The following is an 18,568-nucleotide window of genomic DNA, read 5'->3' as shown; positions in this document are numbered from 1 at the left end:
TTCGAACAAGGAGATGATCTGAAATGATCTAACAACCACTCATCCTTGACCAAGCCCATACAAGTATTCCAGAGACATCGAGTTCAGCACAACCGCTGCGGCGTACTGCGTCGCCCGGTCAAGCCGGGCGACGACACCGTCCCTGCGGAGGCCAAGTAGGCCTCACGCCCCATTGAGGAATTGAAGCGGGTCAACCGGGTTCGATCCCTTGCGGATCTCGAAGTGGAGCTGCGGCGACGCCACCTCACCGGATTGCCCCGACTTGGCAATGACCTGGCCGCGCTTGATGGTATCGCCGCGCTTCACCAGCAGCTCACTCGCATGGGCATATGCGGTGACGTAGCCGTTGGAGTGCCGAACCAGGACCAAATTGCCGTAACCTTTCAGCTCGTTGCCGGAATAGGCAACGACGCCGTCTTCGGCCGCCTTGACCGGCGTGCCTTCGGGTACCGCGAGATTGATGCCGTCATTCGACTTGCCGTTGGTCTTGGCGCCGTAGCTCGTGATCACCTTGCCGCGCACCGGCCAGCGGAAGGTCGGCAGCGCGCCTGTGGCGTCCGCGGCTTTTGCCGGCGTCTCGGCGGACTTCTCTTCGACGTTGGCGGTGGCTTGCGCCAGCCGCGCGCTCTGCACCGGTGCGGCGGCCGCGACCTTGGTGGCAGGCACGGTTGCGACCGCGGCAGGCTGCTGGACGACGGCGACGGGCGCGGCAGCCACCGCAACGGGGGCAACCGGCGCGGCAACGGCCGCAGTCTTGCCGCCCGGCACGGTCAGCTTGGTGCCGAGCTTGAGCTTGGCGGACGGATCGAGACCATTGGCGCGCGCGAGCTCAGCCACCGGAATGTGGTTCTTGCGCGCGATGCTGGCGAGTGTGTCGCCACGATTGACGAAGTGAGTGCCGGCCGGCGCGCTGACGGCCACAATCGGCTTGGCTGCGGGCGCCGCGACTGGCGCTGCGGCAACCGGCGCCATAGCGGGCGCAGGCGCTGCGGCGTTAGCCGTGGGATGCGGAATGACGATCTGTTGGCCGGGCGAGAGCGTGCGCGGGCCCTTGTAGCCGTTGGCGGCGAGGATCGCCTGCGGAGTAACGTGATAGCGCTTGGCGAGCACGTCGAGCGTGTCGCTGGTGCCGACGATGATCTTGGTCGCACCCGCGGGACGGGCCGCGGCAACCGAGCGCGGCGGCACGGTGCCGGTGGCTTCAAGATGCGGCTGTACCGGTGGCGCATAGGACCCCATGCCACGCCCGCCTCCGGCTACCCCCCCACCGCCTGCGGTGGGATAGGATTGCGGCGCGGCGACGGCCGGCGGCGGCAACGGCTGGGATTGATAATAGCCGGGTTGTGTCTGCGGCCGTGAATATTGCGGCAGCTCACGCTGCTGCGGCGGCGCCTGCTGCACTGTTCCCGTGGAGTCCTGGGAAGCAAAGGGGTTGGAGAAGTTGGATTGCGAAAGCCGCGACGACATATCGGCGCTGCATCCGGCGAAACCGAACGAGATCAGCGCCAGTACCGCGACCTGCGGCACCCGGCGCGAGTAAAGCAACTCGGCAAGAGCGGACATGGTTACTCACTCGTACGCAACTGAACTGGTCTTTTAAGTAAACACGCGCCGAGTAAATAACCGCTTAACCCTCCCAATAAGGTGTTGGCAGCACAGCCGATCCGGAATTCTACAGCTCGCGGGCCACACCAGGCAGCGCCGGGACGAAGCGGACATCGACGAGTTCCCTGCGCTCGACTCCGGTCTCGGTGCGGGTCAGGCGGATCAGGGTCTGCACCCCCTGAAGGGGGCCGACCGGCGCGATCAGGATGCCCCCGACCTCCAGCCGCGCGATCAGATTGTCCGGGATCTGTTCCATCGCGGCGGTGACGATGATGCGGTCGAAGGGGCCGATATTGGCGGGCAGATCGAGACCATCGCCCAGCATCACCTCTACATTGTGGCAGGCGAGCTTCTCCAGCCGGGCGCGCGCCGTATCGGCGAGTTTGCGATAGCGCTCGACCGTCAGGACATGCCGGGCAAGCCGTGACAGCACTGCGGCCTGGTAGCCGGAGCCGGTGCCGATCTCCAGCACGCGATTCTGCTTCTGCAACTGAAGCTGCTCGGTCATGTAGGCAACGACAAAGGGCTGGCTGATGGTCTGCCCGCAGGCGATCGGCAGCGCGCTGTCGCGGTAGGCATCCTCCCGGTCGGCCGCCTCGACGAACAGATCGCGCGGCACCTCCTCCATGGTACGCAGCACTGCCTGGTCACTGATGCCGCGACGTCGCAGCGTGAGCTGAAACATCATTTTTTCCGGCGGATGCTGATTGGAGGTCATTGCTAATGTTTCGTCGCGTTTTCATCTCGGCCGGACCGAACCTGCAGCGTTAGTGCGACCTTCGTCGCAGCCGCGGGATTCTTGTTCCGGCTCAGGAACCCATGATAAACTTCTCTCGCTGCATCTGACCACATAATCTGCTTTACGCGGAATTGGTTATGCTGCCATTTCCGGGCCGGGGTTCGTCCAAACGCTCGTTGCGTCGCATGGTTTTATCTGCGAACGTTTGATGGGAAGGGCAAGGACTCACGGAATGACTGCGACACGGCCTTCGGGCGGTTCTGTTTTCCTTGTCGAGGACGAGGTCATGATCAGGATGATGGTCGCAGACATGCTCGAAGAGCTTGGCTACAAGGTTGCGGCCGAGGCCGGCGACATTGCCGAGGCGATGCGGCTTGCGCAGTCGACTGAATTCGATTTCGCCATCCTCGACGTCAACGTCAACGGCAAGGTGATCTCGCCGGTCGCCGACGTCATCAAGGCCAAGGGTCGGCCCTTCATCTTCGCCACCGGCTACGGCTCGTCCGGCCTGCCCGAGCAGTATCGCGACCGGCCGGCGCTGCAAAAACCTTTTCAGCTCGACGCACTCGGCAAGACCATCGAGTCCGCGCTGCGCGGCGGTTAACGCCGCTCCCATCCGCTGCGATGATGGAATTATGCCGGTGATTTGCCCGACGCGTCAATCCATTTTCGTAAAATACGAAATCGTCACCCGATAGCCCCCGCTACTTTGCATGGGGTTGTTTTCGAGATTCTGCTGGACGGTCGCGAAAGCATCAGGCCAGTGCGTCGGCGAACGCGTCCTTATTTCAGCGTTTCGCCGAGCGCCTGCGAGAAAGCCTCATCGGTGCGATCGAGCTTCAGCGGCGTCACCGAGATGTAGCGCTCGCGCAGCGCGGCGAGATCGGTGCCGTCCTCCGGCAGGTCCATCATCGCGGCACGCTCGAAACCGATCCAGAAGTAGGGATTGCCGCGGCCGTCGCGGCGCTCGTCGATCCTGAGGAAGCCGAGATTGCGCTTGCCCTGCCGCGTCACGCGGATGCCGAGAACCTCTTCCGGCGCGCACGACGGAAAATTGACGTTGATCACGGTATTCCTGGGCACGCCGGCCTTGAGCACCTTGCGCAGGATGTCGGGTCCGAACTTGCGCGCGGTGTCCCACGGCGGACGCTCGCGCGTCTCGGCGCTGAATTCCTGCGACAGCGCGAACGATGGCAGGCCCAGGATGGTGCCTTCCAGCGCGCCCGCGATGGTGCCGGAATAGACGACGTCCTCGGCGACGTTGCGACCCTTGTTGACGCCGGACAGCACGACGTCTGGCAGCGTCGCGCCCAGGATATGACGCGCGCCCATGATGACGCAGTCCGTCGGCGTGCCCCTCACCGCGAAGTGCCGCGGCCCGACTTCGCGCAGGCGCAAAGGATCGTTCAGCGACAGCGAATGTGAGACGCCGGACTGGTCGAGCTCAGGCGCGACGACCCAGACATCGTCGGACAGGGCGCGAGCGATCTCCTCCACGACCTTGAGGCCGGGCGCGTGGATGCCATCGTCATTGGTGCAGAGAATGCGCATGCGTCAGATCGAGTCCTTGGATACGTCTGAGGAGGTCTTATCCGTCTACGGCCGATCAGGCAAACCGGCGAACCGCGGGAGTTTCCGGGCGATTTGGAACTTACCAACGGCAGTCGGCGAACCTCTCGCCTAGCGGCGGATGCGCCATTGCGGCAGGAAGCGCGCCAGCCGGCCTTCCGCTCGCAAGGCGAGCACGACCGGAGGGACAGGTTTTGGCGGTAGCGCGGCGGGGGCCGGCGCAGGCGGCAGCTCAATTGCCGCTTTCGCCGGCGCTGGAGCCGGCGCCTGCGGATAGCGCGTGCGCGCCAGCGTCAGTGCCTTGTCAAAATCCTCGAGATTGAGCCCGGGCTTGGCGCGCCGGCTTTGCACGAAATCGTCATCCCAAAGCCGCGCGATCTCAATGTCGAGCGCGCCGCGCAGCCGCTGGTCGACAGCCTGTATGCCGAAGCCGGTCACGGCCCATTGTCGGCCGATCCAGAAGATGTCGCGGTGCAGGGCCATGAAACGGTCGCCGGAGAAGTCGGACGGCCGTCAGGATAACCGGCCGCCCAATCTTCGCAACCAAACGTTTCCGCGTTACCGGCGGGCAATAATGCCGCCCTACTCGCGCGCGACCACCTTCAGCCCGCCCATGTAGGGTTGCAGCACGTCCGGCACGGCAATCGAGCCGTCCTCCTGCTGATAGGTCTCCATCACGGCGATCAGCGCACGGCCAACCGCGGTGCCGGAGCCATTGAGCGTATGGACGAAGCGCGGCTTGCCGTCCGGCCCGCGCGAACGCGCGTCCATGCGCCGCGCCTGGAAATCGCCGCAGACCGAGCAGCTCGAAATCTCGCGAAACATGCCGCCCTCGCCCTGGCCCGGCATCCAGACCTCGATGTCGTAGGTTTTCTGTGCCGCAAATCCCATGTCGCCGGCGCACAGAGTCATCACCCGGTAATGCAGGTCGAGCCGCCGCAGCACCTCCTCGGCACAGGCGAGCATGCGCTCATGCTCGTCCTTGCTGGCCTCTGGCGTCGTGATCGACACCAACTCCACCTTGATGAACTGGTGCTGGCGGATCATGCCGCGCGTATCGCGCCCCGCCGCCCCTGCTTCCGCCCGGAAACACGGCGTCAGCGCCGTCAGGCGCATTGGCAGCTCCTTCTCGTCCACGATGGATTCGCGAACGAGATTGGTGAGCGGCATTTCCGCGGTGGGAATCAACCACAACCCTTCCCGCGTACAAAACATGTCGTCGGCAGATTTGGGGAGATTACCCGTCCCGTAGGCCGTCTGTTCGCGCACCAGGAGCGGCGGGTTGATCTCGGTGTAGCCATGCTCGTTGGTGTGCAGGTCGATCATGAACTGCCCGATCGCCCGCTCAAGCCTCGCGAGCCCCTTTTTCAGCACGACGAAGCGCGCGCCGGAAAGCTTTGCCGCCGCCTCGAAATCCATATAGCCGAGCGCGGTGCCGAGATCGTCATGCAGCTTTGGCGTGAACGCATAGTTGCGCTTGTTGCCGAACACGTGGTGCTGCACGTTGCCGTGCTCGTCGACACCGTCAGGCACCTCGGCAAGCGGCAGATTGGGGATCGCCGACAGCTCTTTTGCCAGCTCCTCATCTGCGGCCTTCGCGGCCGCCTCGAGCTCCGGCATCGTCGTCTTGAGCTCGGCGACCTCGGCCATCAGCCTGGCCGCGCGCGTCTCGTCCTTCGCCTTCTTGGCCTCGCCGATCTCCTTGGAGGCCGCGTTGCGCCGCGCCTGGGCCTGCTCGGAGGCCAGGATCGCCGCCCGTCGCTTCTCGTCGATCGCCAGGAGCGACGTCGACATCGGCTTCAACCCACGCCGGGCGAGACCGGCGTCGAAAGCTTGCGGATTGTCGCGGATCGTCTTGATGTCGTGCATGGCTGTGGTCCTGGGGCAGCGTGCAAACCGTCAACGCTCATGTTGGCCGTTTGCACCGTGCCTCCCACTACCACAGGCGTCATCGCCCGCGAAAGCGAAAGCGGGCGATCCAGTATTCCAGAGACAGTGCGAGGGTACGGAGAGGTCGCGGCGTACTGGATTCCCCGCTTTCGCGGGGAGTTGACAGCCAAGGATACGGCGCCCTATTCCGCCGGGTTGGCCGAGGACGAAGCCCCGCTCGAAGCCTGCGAAGCCGCGGCCTTCTTCTCCACCATCGATACCGAGATGATCGAACCCTCATAGAGCGCCAGCAAAGGTATGGCGAGCGAGCACTGGCTCAATACGTCAGGCGGGGTCAGGACGGCTGCGATGATGAAGGCGATGACGATGAAATAGCGGCGCTTCTCGCGCAGCATCTTCGACGTGATGATGCCGATGCGGCCGAGCAGCGTCAGGATCACCGGGAGCTGGAAGGCGATGCCGAAGGCGAAGATCAGCGACATCATCAGCGACAGATATTCGCCGACCTTGGGCAGGAGCTGAATCTGTGCGGTCTCGTCACTGCCGGCCTGCTGCATGCCGAGCGAGAAGCGGATCAGCATCGGCAACACGACGAAATAGACCAGCATCGCGCCCAGCACGAAGAAGAACGGGGTCGCGACCAGATAGGGCAGGAAAGCCTGCTTCTCATGCTTGTAAAGCCCGGGCGCCACGAATTTGTAGATCTGCGTGGCGACGATCGGGAACGAGATGAAGCCGGCGCCGAACAGCGCAAGCTTGAGCTGGGTGATGAAATATTCCAGCAGCGCCGTGTAGATGAACTTCGAATTCTCCGGCCCCGCGACCCACACGAACGGCCAGACCAGCACGTTGTAGATCTGCTTGGCGAAGAAGAAGCAGAAGATGAACGCGATGCCAAAGCCGAGCAGCGCCTTGATCAGCCGCGAGCGTAGCTCGATCAAATGGTCCATCAACGGCGCCTTGCTGGCCTCGATGTCGGCGTCGGTCATGACGCTTTGGCGTCCTTGATCGCTTCAGGTAGCGCGGTGTCCTGAACTACAGTGTGTGCCGCCTCGACCTCGCGGGTGATCGCGAGTGGCTCACTTGCCTCCGCATGTGCCTCCGCTTCCACAAAGGTCGCGGGCGTCGGGGCTTCCGGTGTCGTCGGCATCACCAGCGCTTCGGTTGAAGTCGCCGGCGCGTCACTTGACGCCGCCGGTGGCTCGATCGCGGGCGTGGCCGCGGGTTTATCGATATCCTCGATGCGCAGCGCCTCGTTGACGTCCTTCGTGAGCGAGGTCATCAAATTGTTGCCGGTGAAGCTGGAGGCTGCTTCCTTGACCTCGTCGAAGCTCTTCTTGAGGTCGGCCATTTCGGCCTCGCGCATGGCCTCCTGAAACTGGCCCTGGAATTCGGCAGCCATCTTGCGGGCCTTGCCCATCCATTGGCCGACCATGCGCAGCACACCGGGGAGCTCCTTCGGGCCGATGGCAACCAGCGCAACGACCGCGATGAGGACCAGTTCACTCCACCCGATGTCGAACATGAAGTCTTCCGTTCAGGCAAGCCGCGATTGGCCCAATCCTCGACGCACGGGATCGGGACCGCCCACGTCTGCCGATCTTTGGCTCAGACGGCCTTGCTGCCGACGTCGGACCGTGCCGCAGTCGGCGCGGCGTTGTGCTCGATGGACTTGGCGGCGTCGGGCTTGTCGGCAACCTTGTCGTCGTCCTGCATGCCTTTCTTGAAGGCCTTGATGCCCTGCGCCACGTCGCCCATCAGATCCGAAATCTTGCCGCGGCCGAACAGCAGCAGGACCACTGCGATCACCAAGATCCAGTGCCAAATGCTAAGCGAACCCATCCTGCAACCCTCCAAACACGCATGGCCGGGGACCCGGCCGATCTTCACCGAAACCTAGGCTTCGCAGGTGTCAAAAACAAGGACCAAGGCAGCGCCAATTCGCTGTTGGCGCTACGTAATCTGGCTAGTGTTAACTGGTCGCTGCAGTCCGTAGAACGACGGGCCGTCAGCCCTCGTCGCTACCCTCGCCACCGCCTTCCGGCGTCTCCGGTTCCGGCTCTGGCGCCGGGGCCAGCGCAAGGTCCAGATCCTCGCCGGCCTCGAGCGGATCCTCGTCCTCACGCAGCGTCGGGTCGTCCGACGGGGTCGGCACGCTGAAACCGGTCGGCAGACGCGAATCCAGAAGACCCGTGCCCTTCAGCTCCTCCAGGCCCGGCAAATCGCCGAGTTGTTCCAGCGTGAATTGCGACAGGAAATCCTCGGTGGTTCCGAAAGTCAGCGGACGGCCCGGCGTCTTGCGCCGACCGCGCGGCTTGATCCAGCCGGTCTCGAGCAGCACGTCAAGCGTGCCCTTCGAGGTCACGACGCCGCGGATCTCTTCGATCTCGGCGCGGGTTACCGGTTGATGGTAGGCGATGATCGCAAGCACCTCGATCGCCGCACGGGACAGGCGGCGGGTCTCGGTGCTTTCGCGCGTCATCAGCCAGGCAAGATCGCCGGCGGTGCGGAAGGTCCATTTGTTGGCAACGCGCACGAGATTTACGCCGCGCGTCGCATATTCGGCCTGCAACTGCGCGAGCGCAGCCTTCACGTCGACGCCATCAGGCATGCGCTTGGCAAGGGTCGCGGTATCCAGCGGCTCGCTGGACGCAAACAGTAGCGCTTCGAGAAGCCGCAATTCTTCGGGGCGCGCCTGGGATTCGTTGTCCATCGGCTCGACCTCTTCTACCCGAACTTCCGCCAAGGCCATGGCAGCTTCTCCTTTCAACTAACCGACCGGTGCTTCAGGCGCGGGAGGCGCGCCTGGTACCGGTTGATGCCGCCCCTTTCGGAAATAGAGCGGCGCGAACGCCTCTTTCTGGTTCAGTTCCAGCTGGCCTTCCCTCACCAGTTCGAGCGCGGCGGCAAAGCTCGAGGCGAACACCGTCGCACGCTGCGACGGATCGGCGACGTAACGGATCAGGAAATCGTCGAGACGACCCCAATCGTCCGATTCAGTAAGCCCCCCGACCAGCCGCTCCAACGAGGCGCGCGCTTCGGCGAGCGACCAGACCGTGCGCTTCGCGAGATGCACGCTCGCCAGCACACGCGACTGCCGCTGCGTGGCGTAGGCCGTGAGCAGGTCGTACAGCGTCGCGGTGTATTTCGGATGCTTGACCTCGGCGATCTGTTCGGGCTCACCGCGCGGAAAAATGTCGCGCAGCAATTGCTGCCTGTTCATCAGCCGGTTCGCCGCTTCGCGGATGGCCTCGAGCCGGCGCAGGCGATTGGCGAGCGCGGTGGCCATTTCCTCTGCGCTCGGACCTTCCGCCGTCGGCGGTTCCGGCAGCAAGAGACGGGATTTCAGGAAGGCCAGCCATGCCGCCATCACGAGGTAGTCGGCCGCAAGCTCGAGCCGGATCTTTCGCGCGGCCTCGATGAAGTGGAGATATTGATCGGCGAGCGCCAAGATCGAGATCTTGGCGAGGTCGACCTTCTGCTGTCGCGCCAGCGCGAGCAGCAGATCGAGCGGGCCCTCATAGCCCTCGACATCAACGACCAGCGCCGGTTCGCCCTCGGCGAGCTCGGCGGGCCGCCCGGTTTCAAACGATAGGATTTCTGCCGTCATGCGGATGCCGCGTTCGCCTGTGCGATCAATGCGTCGAGTTCAGCCCTTGCAGCCGTACGGTCGAACGGCTGCGGAGCCTTGCGGGCGGCCAGCGCCCTGTTCGCGCGCTCCAGCGCCTTGCCCGACAATTCGGGCGTTTGGCCGGCGACCTCGTGCATTTCCTCGATATTCCCGTTGCAATGCAGGACCATGTCGCAGCCGGCTGCAAAAATCGAACGCGTTCGCTCGGTAATGGTGCCCGCCAATGCATTCATCGACACGTCATCACTCATTAACAAACCGTGGAACCCGATCACGCTACGAATCACCTGCTGAACCATTGTCGCAGATGTCGTCGCCGGATGGGCGGGGTCGAACGCGCTAAACACAACATGTGCGGTCATCGCCATCGGTAGGTCTGCCAATGGCTTGAACGCGGCAAAATCGGTTTGCTCCAGCTCATCCCTCGGCGTGTCCACCGTCGGCAGCCGGAAATGCGTATCAGCCGTCGCCCGGCCATGACCGGGGATGTGCTTCAGCACCGGCAGCACGCCGCCCTGCTCAAGCCCGTCCGTGACCGCGCGGGCGATCGCGGCGACCTTGGCCGGTTCGGTTCCATAGGCCCGGTTGCCGATCACGGCGTCGGCGCCCGCGACCGGCACGTCGGCAAGCGGCAGGCAGTCCACGGTGACACCGAGATCGGCAAGATCCGCCGCGATCAGCCGGGCGCTGAGACGCGCGGCCGTCAGCCCAAGTGCCGAATCAATGTCGTAAAGCGTTCCGAACAAAGCGCCGGAGGGATAGACCGGCCAATGCGGCGGTCCCAGCCGCTGCACCCGTCCACCCTCCTGGTCGATCAGGACGGGAGCATCCGGAGAGCCCGCGACGCCGCGCAATTCCTGAACCAACGTAGCGACTTGCGCCGGGGCCTCGATATTCCTCTTGAAGAGGATGAAACCCCACGGACGTTCGGCACGGATAAAATCCCGCTCAGCGGCGGTCAATTCCGTTCCGGATACGCCGGTAATGAAGGCCCGCGTGCTCATAGTCGCCGATTAACCGTACCCCGCTAGGGGGTCAAGGAAACGGCCGATAATACTACGGGATAAAGCACTGACCGCCGGCGGTCTTCAGCTCGGTGCAGAACTGAACGGCTTCCTGACGGGTCCGGTACGGACCGACCATGGCGCGGTACTTCACTTTGTTGTCGGCCAGATCCACCCGCTTGATCACGGGCGAACGGGATCCCAGAGCCGACGGGAACTTACCCTGGAGCACGCGGAAGGAATCCCGCGCCGCGGATTCGGTGTCCTGGGACGATATCGAGACCATGTAGCTGGCGCCGCCCTCAGCCGCGGCCGGAGCGATCTGCGTCGGATTGGTCGCAGCCAGCCGGGTCGGCGGCGCGGACGGGTCCGGCGTACCGCCCTGCGGTGCCAGCGACATCGGCTGGTTGGCGCTGGCATTGGCCGAGGTCGGCGGATTGTGTGGCGCGGCCGGCACGGCTGCTGCCTTTGGAGCCCCGGCCGGCTTGGCTGCAGCCGCAGCCGGCGCGGACGTGCTGTCGGTCTGATCGCCCTTCACCGAAAGCGTCTTGATCTTACGCGGCTCGCTGTTGGGCATCGTGCCGTTATTGGGCGCGACGGCTGGCGGCGGCACGGTTGATGGTGAGACACTCGCAACCGGCGGAGGATTGGCGTTCGGATTGAGCGGCGGGAAGACGACGCGCGGGCCGCCGGACCTGGCGTTGACGTCGATCGGCGCTTCCTCGCGCGGCACGATCTTTTCGCCGCCATCACCGGTGACCATGCGATCCGGCACCTTGGCGGAACCGTCGGCGGGCGCCGGCACGACCTTGGTCGGTGTGTTGTCCGCCTTGATGATCGGCGGCTCGCCGCTGCGGGGCGATCCCAGGTAGGTCTTGTAGGCGAAGGCGCCACCGGTTCCGACCACGGCCAGCGCAAGGATGGCCGCAACGGTGATCAACCCGCCGCGCTTCTTCTGCGGAACCTCATCCTCGAGCTCATCCTCGGGATATTCGCTCTGATAGGCGTAAGGATCGTTTGGATAGGACGGATCGCGCTGGAAATCCTGCAGACTCGCCTCGAGCTGGCCATAAAGCGCATCGTCATAGCGCGACGGATCGATCGGATCGTCGTGCTCCGGATAGGCCTGGGACTCCTGGTAGTCCGGCTCAGGCGCAGGCGGCTGTGGCGAGAAACGCTGCATCGGATGCACCGGGTTCACCGCCGGCGCGTAGCTCGGCTGCTCGGGCGCAACCGGCTGGGGCTGAACGTTGGCACGCCGCATCCAGGATGGCGGACCGGGCGGCGGTGGCGGCTCGTGATAATGATCTTCGTAGCTGTCGGGCGCATAGCTTTGCGCAGGCGGCTGATATTGCGCGGGCGCCGGCGGAGCTGGCGGCCTCGCGGCGGGCCGGCCCTGCGAACCGAATGGATCGGTCTGGCCAATCAACCGGGCGAGTTCGGCCAAGGGATCGTTTTCCGCCCCGCCATGCTGGTCGCCGCCGCGACCATAGTCATCGGAAGGATACGGTCTGTCCTGATATCGTCGATCGGCCATCGTGATGATGCGTCCCCTCCGGGAAAGCCGCCAGTTCTCGACCCGAACAGCGGCCTCCACCCACAAGGCATTCAACCAAGTCGCACTACGCAAGCGAGCCGGCTTCTGCCGGTTAGCCCCTCATATTCCCTGAAGTAGTTCGCCCCAAACTACCGCATCTCGTCCGGGGCATGGACGCCGAGAATGGCGAGGCCCGATGCCAGGACCGAGACGACGCCCTGGACCATTGCCAATCGCGCCTTTGTAAGCTGTGCATCATTATTGATAATGAAGCGTAAATAGGGCAGATCGCGCCCCTTCGTCCAAAGCGCGTGAAACTCGCTGGCTAAATCATAGAGATAAAAGGCAATTCGGTGCGGCTCATGGGCCGTGGCGGCAGCTTCCACGGTCCGCGGAAAAATTGCGAGTCGGCGCAATAAGTCGAGCTCCACCGGGTCCGACAGCCGTTCCAGCGCGGAGTCGAGCAGCCACGCGATTCGGACGTCGGTCGTCTCCGGCAGGTCTGGAAATACCTCCGCCCTTGCGTTGCGGAAGATCGAATGGCCGCGGGCGTGGCCGTACTGGACGTAGAACACGGGGTTGTCGCGCGACTGCTCGATGACCTTGGCGAGGTCGAAATCGAGCACTGCATCGTTCTTGCGGTAGAGCATCATGAAGCGCACGGCGTCCCGACCGACTTCATCCACGACCTCACGCAAGGTGACGAAGTCACCGGCGCGCTTGGACATCTTGACCGGTTCGCCGTTGCGCAGAAGCTTTACGAGCTGGACGATCTTGACGTCGAGCGCGGCCTTGGTGGCCGTGACCGCCTTCACCGCCGCCTGCATGCGCTTGATATAGCCGCCGTGATCGGCGCCCCACACGTCGATCATGTCGGCAAAGCCGCGATCGAACTTGTTCTTGTGGTAGGCGATGTCGGACGCGAAATAAGTGTAGGAGCCGTCCGACTTCATCAGCGGACGATCGACATCATCGCCGTAAGCCGTTGCCTTGAACAGAAGCTGCTCGCGGTCTTCCCAGTCCTCGACCGGCGCGCCCTTCGGCGGCGGCAGGCGGCCCTCGTAGACATCGCCTTTCGCCCGCAGGAAATCGATGGTCGCGGCAACCTTGTTGTTACCGCCCTCGATCAGCGAGCGCTCGGAAAAGAACACGTCGTGGCGGATGTTGAGTGCGGCAAGATCACCCTTGATCTCGTCCATCATCATCGCGATCGACCTTGCGCGCACCGTCGGAAGCCATTGGGCTTCATTCAGCGAACGCAGCTTGTCGCCGTGCTCCTTCGCCAGCGCCGCGCCGACCGGCTTGAGATAGTCGCCGGGATAGAGGCCCTCGGGGATCGGGCCGATGTCCTCGCCGAGCGCCTCGCGGTACCTGAGGAACGCCGAGCGTGCGAGCACGTCGACCTGGGCGCCGGCGTCGTTGATATAGTATTCGCGGGTGACGTCGTGGCCGGCGAAATCGAGCAGGCTTGCCAGCGCATCGCCGAACACGGCGCCGCGGCAATGGCCGACATGCATCGGCCCGGTCGGGTTTGCCGAGACGTATTCGACATTGACCTTCCCGCGCCCGCTCAGGCGGCCGTAGCTGGCCCCCTCGCGCAGCAATGTGCGCAGCGCTTCGGCCCAGGCGGACGGCCTGAGCGTCAGGTTGATGAAACCTGGTCCGGCCACATCGACCTTGGCGATCAACGCATCCGCACGCAGACGCTCGGCGATCTGCTCGGCGAGATCGCGCGGCTTCGCCTTGGCCTCTTTCGCCAGCACCATCGCGGCATTGGTCGCCATGTCGCCATGCGACGGATCGCGCGGCGGCTCGACCACCACACGCGAGAAATCGACGCCTTCCGGCCAGTTGGCTTCCGCCGCGAGCGCTCGGCAGGCGGCGTGCACGCGCGTGAGCACGTCGGCGAAGAGATGCAGCGGGGGAGTGTCGGCCATGGCCGCCGCCTAACGCAAATCCGGGGTCGAGTCAAAGAGCCGCTGGTGCTCGGTCAGGGCGAAACGGTCGGTCATTCCGGCAATGAAATTGCCGATCCGGCGCGCCCTGCCCGCCTCATCGTCAGCCTCCGCCCCGGCCAGCCATTCCGGCGGCAGTTCGCCGGGCGAGGCCTGGTATTTCGCGAACAAGTCGAACAGGATCTGTTCCGCTTCCCCCATAACCCGCATCACCCGCTTGTGACGGTACATGTGCTGATAGAGGAAGGTCTTGATCGCCGCCTCCTCGCCCGCCATGGCCGGCGGGAACGTGATCATCGCCCGGGTCTGCTGGCGTACGTCCTGGGCCGATTGCGGCTGGATCGTCGCAAGGTTGGCCTTCGCCTCGGCGAAGACGGCGCCGATCAGATGAGAAATGAGCTCACGGACGAGCTCGGCGCCGCGCCTGACATCCTCCAGGTTTGGATAGTGCGCACCGATCTCTGCGATAATCTCGGCCATCAGCGAAATCGCCTTGAGATCATCAACCCCAAACAGCCCTGCCCGCAGGCCGTCGTCGATGTCATGGGCGTCATAGGCAATGTCGTCGGCGATTGCCGCGACCTGCGCCTCCAGCGAGGCAAAGCTCCAGAGCTCCAAATCGTACGTCTTGACGTAGTCGGCGATGCCGACGGGAACGCCATGCTCGCGATAGCGTCCGACCGGCGCTCCGCCGCGATCGGTCAGCGGGCCGTTGTGCTTGACGATGCCCTCGAGCGACTCCCAGGTCAGGTTGAGGCCGTCGAATTCGGGATAACGGTGCTCGACCGATGTCACAACGCGCAGGGTCTGGGCGTTGTGGTCGAAGCCGCCATGGTTCTTCAGGCAGGCATCGAGCGCCCGCTCGCCGGCGTGCCCGAAGGGCGGATGGCCAAGGTCGTGCGCGAGCGCCAGCGTCTCCGTGAGGTCCTCGTCGAGCCCGAGCTGCCGGGCCAGCGCGCGGGCGATCTGTGCGACCTCCAACGAATGGGTCAGGCGGGTACGGTAGTGGTCGCCTTCGTGGAACACGAACACCTGGGTCTTGTACTTCAGGCGGCGGAAGGCGGTGGAATGGATCACCCGGTCGCAATCCCTGCGGAACGGGCTGCGGGTGCGACTCGGCGGCTCCGCGACCAGCCGGCCGCGGCTGCGATCGGGATCGCAGGCATAGGGCGCACGGGGGGCAGCCATTCCGACGGACACGGTGAATTTAGTCCCTATCCATTTGATTCTGCGGACCCTTGCACTTAACTATGACGGACGCGGGATACCAAATGAATTGGCTATGACGCGGGACTATCGGAGTGGAACGATGACGACTGCCGTGACCATCAGCGACCGGGCCGCGCGCCGGATTGGGGAGATCCTCAAGGGCGAAGGCACCGGCGCCATGCTGCGGATCTCGGTCGAGGGCGGCGGCTGCTCGGGCTTCCAGTACAAGTTCGACATCGAGCGTGACCGCACCGACGACGATCTCGTTATCGAGCGCGACAATGCGGTCGTGCTGGTGGACTCGGCATCGCAGCCGTTCCTGGCGGGCTCCGAGGTCGACTTCGTCGACGACCTGATCGGCGCCTCCTTCCGCGTCAATAATCCCAACGCCACCGCGTCCTGCGGCTGCGGCACGAGCTTCTCGATCTAGCCCTTCTGCTTCAAGAAACGATCTGAGTTCTCATCCTGACGGCCTGTGAGGTTTTCTCGTCATTCCGGCGCGCGACGAAGTCGCGAGTCCGGAGTCGATCGGGCCGCATGGCCGCGCAATGGATTCCGGGCTCCCGCTTCCGCGCGCGCCCCCATTGCGCACTCGCGCAATGTGGAATGAGGAAGGGAGAGAGCGAAGCCCCTGCGCTCAGTCCCTCATCCTGAGGAGGCCGCGAAAGCGGCCGTCTCGAAGGATGACCACACCTGAGAGCCGGGCTTCATGGTTCGCACGACGATGCATCGCCCGGCGATGCGCTTCGCGCTCCTCACCTTGAGGTACCAGTAAGACTAGCCCAAATCAAAATCTGAAAAACAACCCCATGCAAAGTAGCCGTCAAGCCACGATGCATTTCTGACTTTACGAAACCCGTTTGACACGTCGGGCAAATCAGGGGCAATCTGTGATCGTCGCCAGAGCCGCAAAGTCGGGTGCGGCTAGCTGATGACTCGGCGTGCTGAGACCGGTTCAGGCACGTGGGCCGAGAGCACGAACAGCGCGTATCGTGGTCAAGCTCACTTTCGTCCATTCCCTCGTCAACTATGTGCAGCGTCTCACCGCGTCCCTGCAATAGCCGCACTGTGTTTCGATCAAACCGCTGGAATTGCCATTCTCCAAATCTGATGGGCTTGATCGGCGCCAAGCCGGAGCAGTGCAATTCGCGCCGATTGATCGCGATAGCCGCCGGCGACAAGAACGAGGTCGCCTTCGGCGCGCACCGCGATGGGTTTCGCTTTCGCTCTACCCATCCTACGGGCTGCGAACCAGTCGCCAAAAGCCATGCAGCCTCGAAAGGAAAAGGGCCGTCACCACATAGGTTTTCAGTGCCATAATCCCATCTCCGCCCGCCCTACCGGCGCTTGCTCACCGAGGCGTGGAGCGACCGTCAGCTTCCTTGCGCAGCCAAGCTTGATACGTCTCGACGAGCCCAGTGCCGAACATTTGCGCCACCCTTTTCACCTTGGCCACCGTGTCATCGCAAATGTCTTGGAAGCGGCCGAATTCGTGCGTCCGTTGGACCTCATCATGCGCAGCGCGAAGCTTGTCGCGAAGTGCGAGAATGACGGGCTGTCCGGTCTTGGCAAGATGTTGAACGATCTCTCCCGTACAGATCGGTATATCAAGAATGGAGGCAGTTCTCGCGTCCTCCGCAACGAGCATCGTGTTCCATTCATCGTAGGGGTTGAGACCCAGATGGTAGATGAGAAATTCGCCGGCGTCGCCGTTCCAGCAATTGTCATGAAGGAGCCACAACGCGCGCAAATGAAGATTGTCGTACCCATCCGCCGAAGCCTTGGCCCGGAGCTGATGAATGCGTGCGTCGACTGCCTTGCGGCCTTGCTCGATCATCCTCGCCACATCGTCATGCGTGACGCGAAGATTACTGGGATGATCCGGCTTTGCGCCAATCCTGGCGAAAAACGCCGCGTATTCTGGATCATCCCATAATTCGGGCGGAACAACATGTTTCCCTGGCTCAGGCGGGCGTCGTCGTCCAAAACCTAAAATGGCCATGTCTGCGCTCCCATCGAACGTCACCGGCCAGCGGAACATGACCGACATTACCTGCCGGTAAAGGTGAGCAGGCGATGGACACAGTGCGGTTAACGATCAGTCACACTTTTCGATCGCATTGAGACCGCAAACGAGCCGAAAGCCGCCTGACCGACAGCCATGGCGCCATGGGCGTAGTGGACGCTGTCAAAGGGTAAGCGGAACACCTGCGAAATCGGGAAGACAGCGCCCATGAGGCATAGCGCAAGATCGCAGGCCGTCGCAGATTGCCGATTAGAGCGCTTGGCCGGTCGCGGCGTCATAGCGCCATGGCGAAGCAATAGTGCCCATCTTCATCGGCCGCGGGCGCCACTTAGATTAAGGTCTCGCCATCGACACCTGGGCGCGTCGGTGAATACGGAGATGATCCATGAAACTCGCACATGACGGCATCCAGCTATCCTTCGACATCGCCGGGGCGGGACCGCTTCAATTCCTGTTCGTCCATGGCCTGGGCGGGGATCGCACGCATTTTGCGCCGCAGATGGAGTATTTCGCCCGTCAAGGTCGCGCGTTGAATGCCGAGCTGCGGGGGCATGGTGAGAGCGACAAGCCGCAACAGCCGTATTCGATCGAAGGCTTCGCCGATGATCTCGTCTGGCTGTGCAACCGACAGCAGATCACAAAGCCGGTCATCGTGGGTCAAAGCATGGGTGGCAACATGGCGCTCGAAATCGCCGCCCGCTATCCGGACTTTCCTGCAGGCCTGGTGCTGCTCGATTCAGGAGTGCTCTTCCCTGCCTCAGCAGGGACGGTGTTCGCCGGGTATCTGGAGGGCTTAAGGGGCGCGGATTTTGCGGACGAGGTGCTGAAAATTGTGGCGGACTCCTGTCTGCCGACCGACAGATGCCGCGCCCATGTTGAACAGACCTTCCTGGCGACGCCACAACACGTGCTGGTGTCCACGTTTACAAGTCTGTTCCCCTGGGATGTGCATCGGGCGCGTGAGTGCGCCCAGGCGTGCCGGGTCCCGGTGCTCTACATCGAAGCGGCCCATCGGCTTGCGGATCTGGATCGTTTTGCAGCGCTGTGCCCGCAGCTGGTCACGGCCAAGGCCGTCGGCTCCGGGCATTTCCTGTCGCTGGAAGTGCCGGAGCAGATCAACCCGATGATCGACCGGTTCATCTCGCTCTATGTGCGAAGACCCGAGTAAGCTTCGTCGCTGCGGGGCATTGCGGCGGATCAATCAGCGCGAAGCAATCTGGAGCCCACGGAAATACGATCGCCGAATGGTGCCAATTCCTGATAACGGTCTCGGCGTCTTGCCCCCGAACAGTGGCGAGCGGATTGGGATAGCCGTGCTCCGATCCGCCGTTCATGATAACGCCACGGAGAACCGATAGCGCCCATCTTCATCGGCTATGGCGCGCCAATAGCGGTAGTAAATT

At 63.5% G+C, this 18,568-nt stretch carries 18 protein-coding genes; 3 read left to right on the top strand and 15 right to left on the bottom strand.

The features are described 5' to 3' along the window. Positions 1-162: 162 nt before the first annotated feature. On the bottom strand, positions 163-1,563 hold the full coding sequence (locus tag SO180_RS34635) for a peptidoglycan DD-metalloendopeptidase family protein (RefSeq protein ID WP_449383307.1): 1,401 nt from the start codon (positions 1,561-1,563) through the stop codon (positions 163-165). A 109-nt stretch (positions 1,564-1,672) separates the two neighbouring features. Continuing rightward, on the bottom strand, positions 1,673-2,323 hold the full coding sequence (locus SO180_RS34630; RefSeq protein WP_449383306.1) for a protein-L-isoaspartate(D-aspartate) O-methyltransferase: 651 nt from the start codon (positions 2,321-2,323) through the stop codon (positions 1,673-1,675). A 253-nt stretch (positions 2,324-2,576) separates the two neighbouring features. Between SO180_RS34630 and SO180_RS34625 the strand changes: the two genes are divergently transcribed. Beyond that, on the top strand, positions 2,577-2,948 hold the full coding sequence (locus tag SO180_RS34625; protein ID WP_284269276.1) for a response regulator: 372 nt from the start codon (positions 2,577-2,579) through the stop codon (positions 2,946-2,948). Positions 2,949-3,127: 179 nt separating this feature from the next. Here SO180_RS34625 and surE read toward each other — a convergent pair whose 3' ends face one another. The 12 genes from surE to SO180_RS34565 form a co-directional block, all read right to left on the bottom strand. Next, positions 3,128-3,895, bottom strand: a complete 768-nt coding sequence (gene surE / locus SO180_RS34620; protein WP_449383305.1) for a 5'/3'-nucleotidase SurE — start codon at positions 3,893-3,895, stop codon at positions 3,128-3,130. Between the two features lie 129 nt (positions 3,896-4,024). Further along, entirely contained in the window at positions 4,025-4,396 is a 372-nt protein-coding gene (locus tag SO180_RS34615) for a hypothetical protein (protein WP_449383304.1), read from the bottom strand. Positions 4,397-4,495: 99 nt separating this feature from the next. Next, the gene (gene serS / locus SO180_RS34610) at positions 4,496-5,782 is read right to left on the bottom strand and encodes a serine--tRNA ligase (RefSeq protein WP_449383303.1); all 1,287 of its coding nucleotides are present in this window, start codon (positions 5,780-5,782) and stop codon (positions 4,496-4,498) included. 203 nt (positions 5,783-5,985) lie between these two features. Further along, positions 5,986-6,792, bottom strand: coding sequence for a twin-arginine translocase subunit TatC (gene tatC / locus SO180_RS34605; protein ID WP_449383302.1), 807 nt, complete (start codon positions 6,790-6,792; stop codon positions 5,986-5,988). Further along, the gene (tatB, locus tag SO180_RS34600) at positions 6,789-7,328 is read right to left on the bottom strand and encodes a Sec-independent protein translocase protein TatB (RefSeq protein WP_449383301.1); all 540 of its coding nucleotides are present in this window, start codon (positions 7,326-7,328) and stop codon (positions 6,789-6,791) included. Before tatB ends, tatC begins: the two co-directional genes overlap by 4 nt. Before the next feature lie 83 nt (positions 7,329-7,411). Continuing rightward, on the bottom strand, positions 7,412-7,645 hold the full coding sequence (locus SO180_RS34595; RefSeq protein ID WP_449383300.1) for a twin-arginine translocase TatA/TatE family subunit: 234 nt from the start codon (positions 7,643-7,645) through the stop codon (positions 7,412-7,414). A gap of 166 nt (positions 7,646-7,811) precedes the next feature. Continuing rightward, positions 7,812-8,555, bottom strand: a complete 744-nt coding sequence (scpB, locus tag SO180_RS34590) for an SMC-Scp complex subunit ScpB (protein ID WP_449383299.1) — start codon at positions 8,553-8,555, stop codon at positions 7,812-7,814. A gap of 18 nt (positions 8,556-8,573) precedes the next feature. Beyond that, complete coding sequence (locus SO180_RS34585) at positions 8,574-9,413, bottom strand: segregation and condensation protein A (RefSeq protein WP_449383298.1); 840 nt, start codon at positions 9,411-9,413, stop codon at positions 8,574-8,576. Beyond that, positions 9,410-10,438: a beta-N-acetylhexosaminidase gene (gene nagZ / locus SO180_RS34580; RefSeq protein WP_449383297.1), complete on the bottom strand. Its 1,029-nt coding sequence runs from the start codon at positions 10,436-10,438 to the stop codon at positions 9,410-9,412. Before nagZ ends, SO180_RS34585 begins: the two co-directional genes overlap by 4 nt. 52 nt (positions 10,439-10,490) lie before the next feature. After that, positions 10,491-11,975, bottom strand: a complete 1,485-nt coding sequence (locus SO180_RS34575) for an SPOR domain-containing protein (protein ID WP_449383296.1) — start codon at positions 11,973-11,975, stop codon at positions 10,491-10,493. Between the two features lie 149 nt (positions 11,976-12,124). Beyond that, complete coding sequence (argS, locus tag SO180_RS34570) at positions 12,125-13,912, bottom strand: arginine--tRNA ligase (RefSeq protein WP_449383295.1); 1,788 nt, start codon at positions 13,910-13,912, stop codon at positions 12,125-12,127. Positions 13,913-13,921: 9 nt separating this feature from the next. Continuing rightward, a complete protein-coding gene (locus SO180_RS34565) occupies positions 13,922-15,130 on the bottom strand; it encodes a deoxyguanosinetriphosphate triphosphohydrolase (protein WP_449383294.1) in 1,209 nt (402 codons plus the stop codon). 109 nt (positions 15,131-15,239) lie between these two features. Between SO180_RS34565 and erpA the strand changes: the two genes are divergently transcribed. Beyond that, the gene (erpA, locus tag SO180_RS34560; RefSeq protein WP_027527378.1) at positions 15,240-15,569 is read left to right on the top strand and encodes an iron-sulfur cluster insertion protein ErpA; all 330 of its coding nucleotides are present in this window, start codon (positions 15,240-15,242) and stop codon (positions 15,567-15,569) included. Positions 15,570-16,490: 921 nt separating this feature from the next. Here erpA and SO180_RS34555 read toward each other — a convergent pair. Beyond that, complete coding sequence (locus SO180_RS34555) at positions 16,491-17,141, bottom strand: hypothetical protein (RefSeq protein WP_449383293.1); 651 nt, start codon at positions 17,139-17,141, stop codon at positions 16,491-16,493. A gap of 409 nt (positions 17,142-17,550) precedes the next feature. On the opposite strand from SO180_RS34555, the gene SO180_RS34550 reads away from it, so the two are divergent. Further along, the gene (locus SO180_RS34550) at positions 17,551-18,333 is read left to right on the top strand and encodes an alpha/beta fold hydrolase (RefSeq protein WP_449383292.1); all 783 of its coding nucleotides are present in this window, start codon (positions 17,551-17,553) and stop codon (positions 18,331-18,333) included. Positions 18,334-18,568: the final 235 nt, after the last annotated feature.

It is taken from the genome of Bradyrhizobium sp. UFLA05-112 (assembly GCF_053572325.1).
Note: the sequence above shows the minus strand (reverse complement) of the source record. Positions and strands in the feature narration are given on the sequence as shown.

Bases quoted from the DNA above. Each gene is read 5' to 3' on its own strand.
- SO180_RS34635 (WP_449383307.1), bottom strand. From the start codon at position 1,563: ATGTCCGCTCTTGCCGAGTTGCTTTACTCGCGCCGGGTGCCGCAGGTC.
- SO180_RS34630 (WP_449383306.1), bottom strand. From the start codon at position 2,323: ATGACCTCCAATCAGCATCCGCCGGAAAAAATGATGTTTCAGCTCACG.
- SO180_RS34625 (WP_284269276.1), top strand. From the start codon at position 2,577: ATGACTGCGACACGGCCTTCGGGCGGTTCTGTTTTCCTTGTCGAGGAC.
- surE (WP_449383305.1), bottom strand. From the start codon at position 3,895: ATGCGCATTCTCTGCACCAATGACGATGGCATCCACGCGCCCGGCCTC.
- SO180_RS34615 (WP_449383304.1), bottom strand. From the start codon at position 4,396: ATGGCCCTGCACCGCGACATCTTCTGGATCGGCCGACAATGGGCCGTG.
- serS (WP_449383303.1), bottom strand. From the start codon at position 5,782: ATGCACGACATCAAGACGATCCGCGACAATCCGCAAGCTTTCGACGCC.
- tatC (WP_449383302.1), bottom strand. From the start codon at position 6,792: ATGACCGACGCCGACATCGAGGCCAGCAAGGCGCCGTTGATGGACCAT.
- tatB (WP_449383301.1), bottom strand. From the start codon at position 7,328: ATGTTCGACATCGGGTGGAGTGAACTGGTCCTCATCGCGGTCGTTGCG.
- SO180_RS34595 (WP_449383300.1), bottom strand. From the start codon at position 7,645: ATGGGTTCGCTTAGCATTTGGCACTGGATCTTGGTGATCGCAGTGGTC.
- scpB (WP_449383299.1), bottom strand. From the start codon at position 8,555: ATGGCCTTGGCGGAAGTTCGGGTAGAAGAGGTCGAGCCGATGGACAAC.
- SO180_RS34585 (WP_449383298.1), bottom strand. From the start codon at position 9,413: ATGACGGCAGAAATCCTATCGTTTGAAACCGGGCGGCCCGCCGAGCTC.
- nagZ (WP_449383297.1), bottom strand. From the start codon at position 10,438: ATGAGCACGCGGGCCTTCATTACCGGCGTATCCGGAACGGAATTGACC.
- SO180_RS34575 (WP_449383296.1), bottom strand. From the start codon at position 11,975: ATGGCCGATCGACGATATCAGGACAGACCGTATCCTTCCGATGACTAT.
- argS (WP_449383295.1), bottom strand. From the start codon at position 13,912: ATGGCCGACACTCCCCCGCTGCATCTCTTCGCCGACGTGCTCACGCGC.
- erpA (WP_027527378.1), top strand. From the start codon at position 15,240: ATGACGACTGCCGTGACCATCAGCGACCGGGCCGCGCGCCGGATTGGG.
- SO180_RS34555 (WP_449383293.1), bottom strand. From the start codon at position 17,141: ATGGCCATTTTAGGTTTTGGACGACGACGCCCGCCTGAGCCAGGGAAA.
- SO180_RS34550 (WP_449383292.1), top strand. From the start codon at position 17,551: ATGAAACTCGCACATGACGGCATCCAGCTATCCTTCGACATCGCCGGG.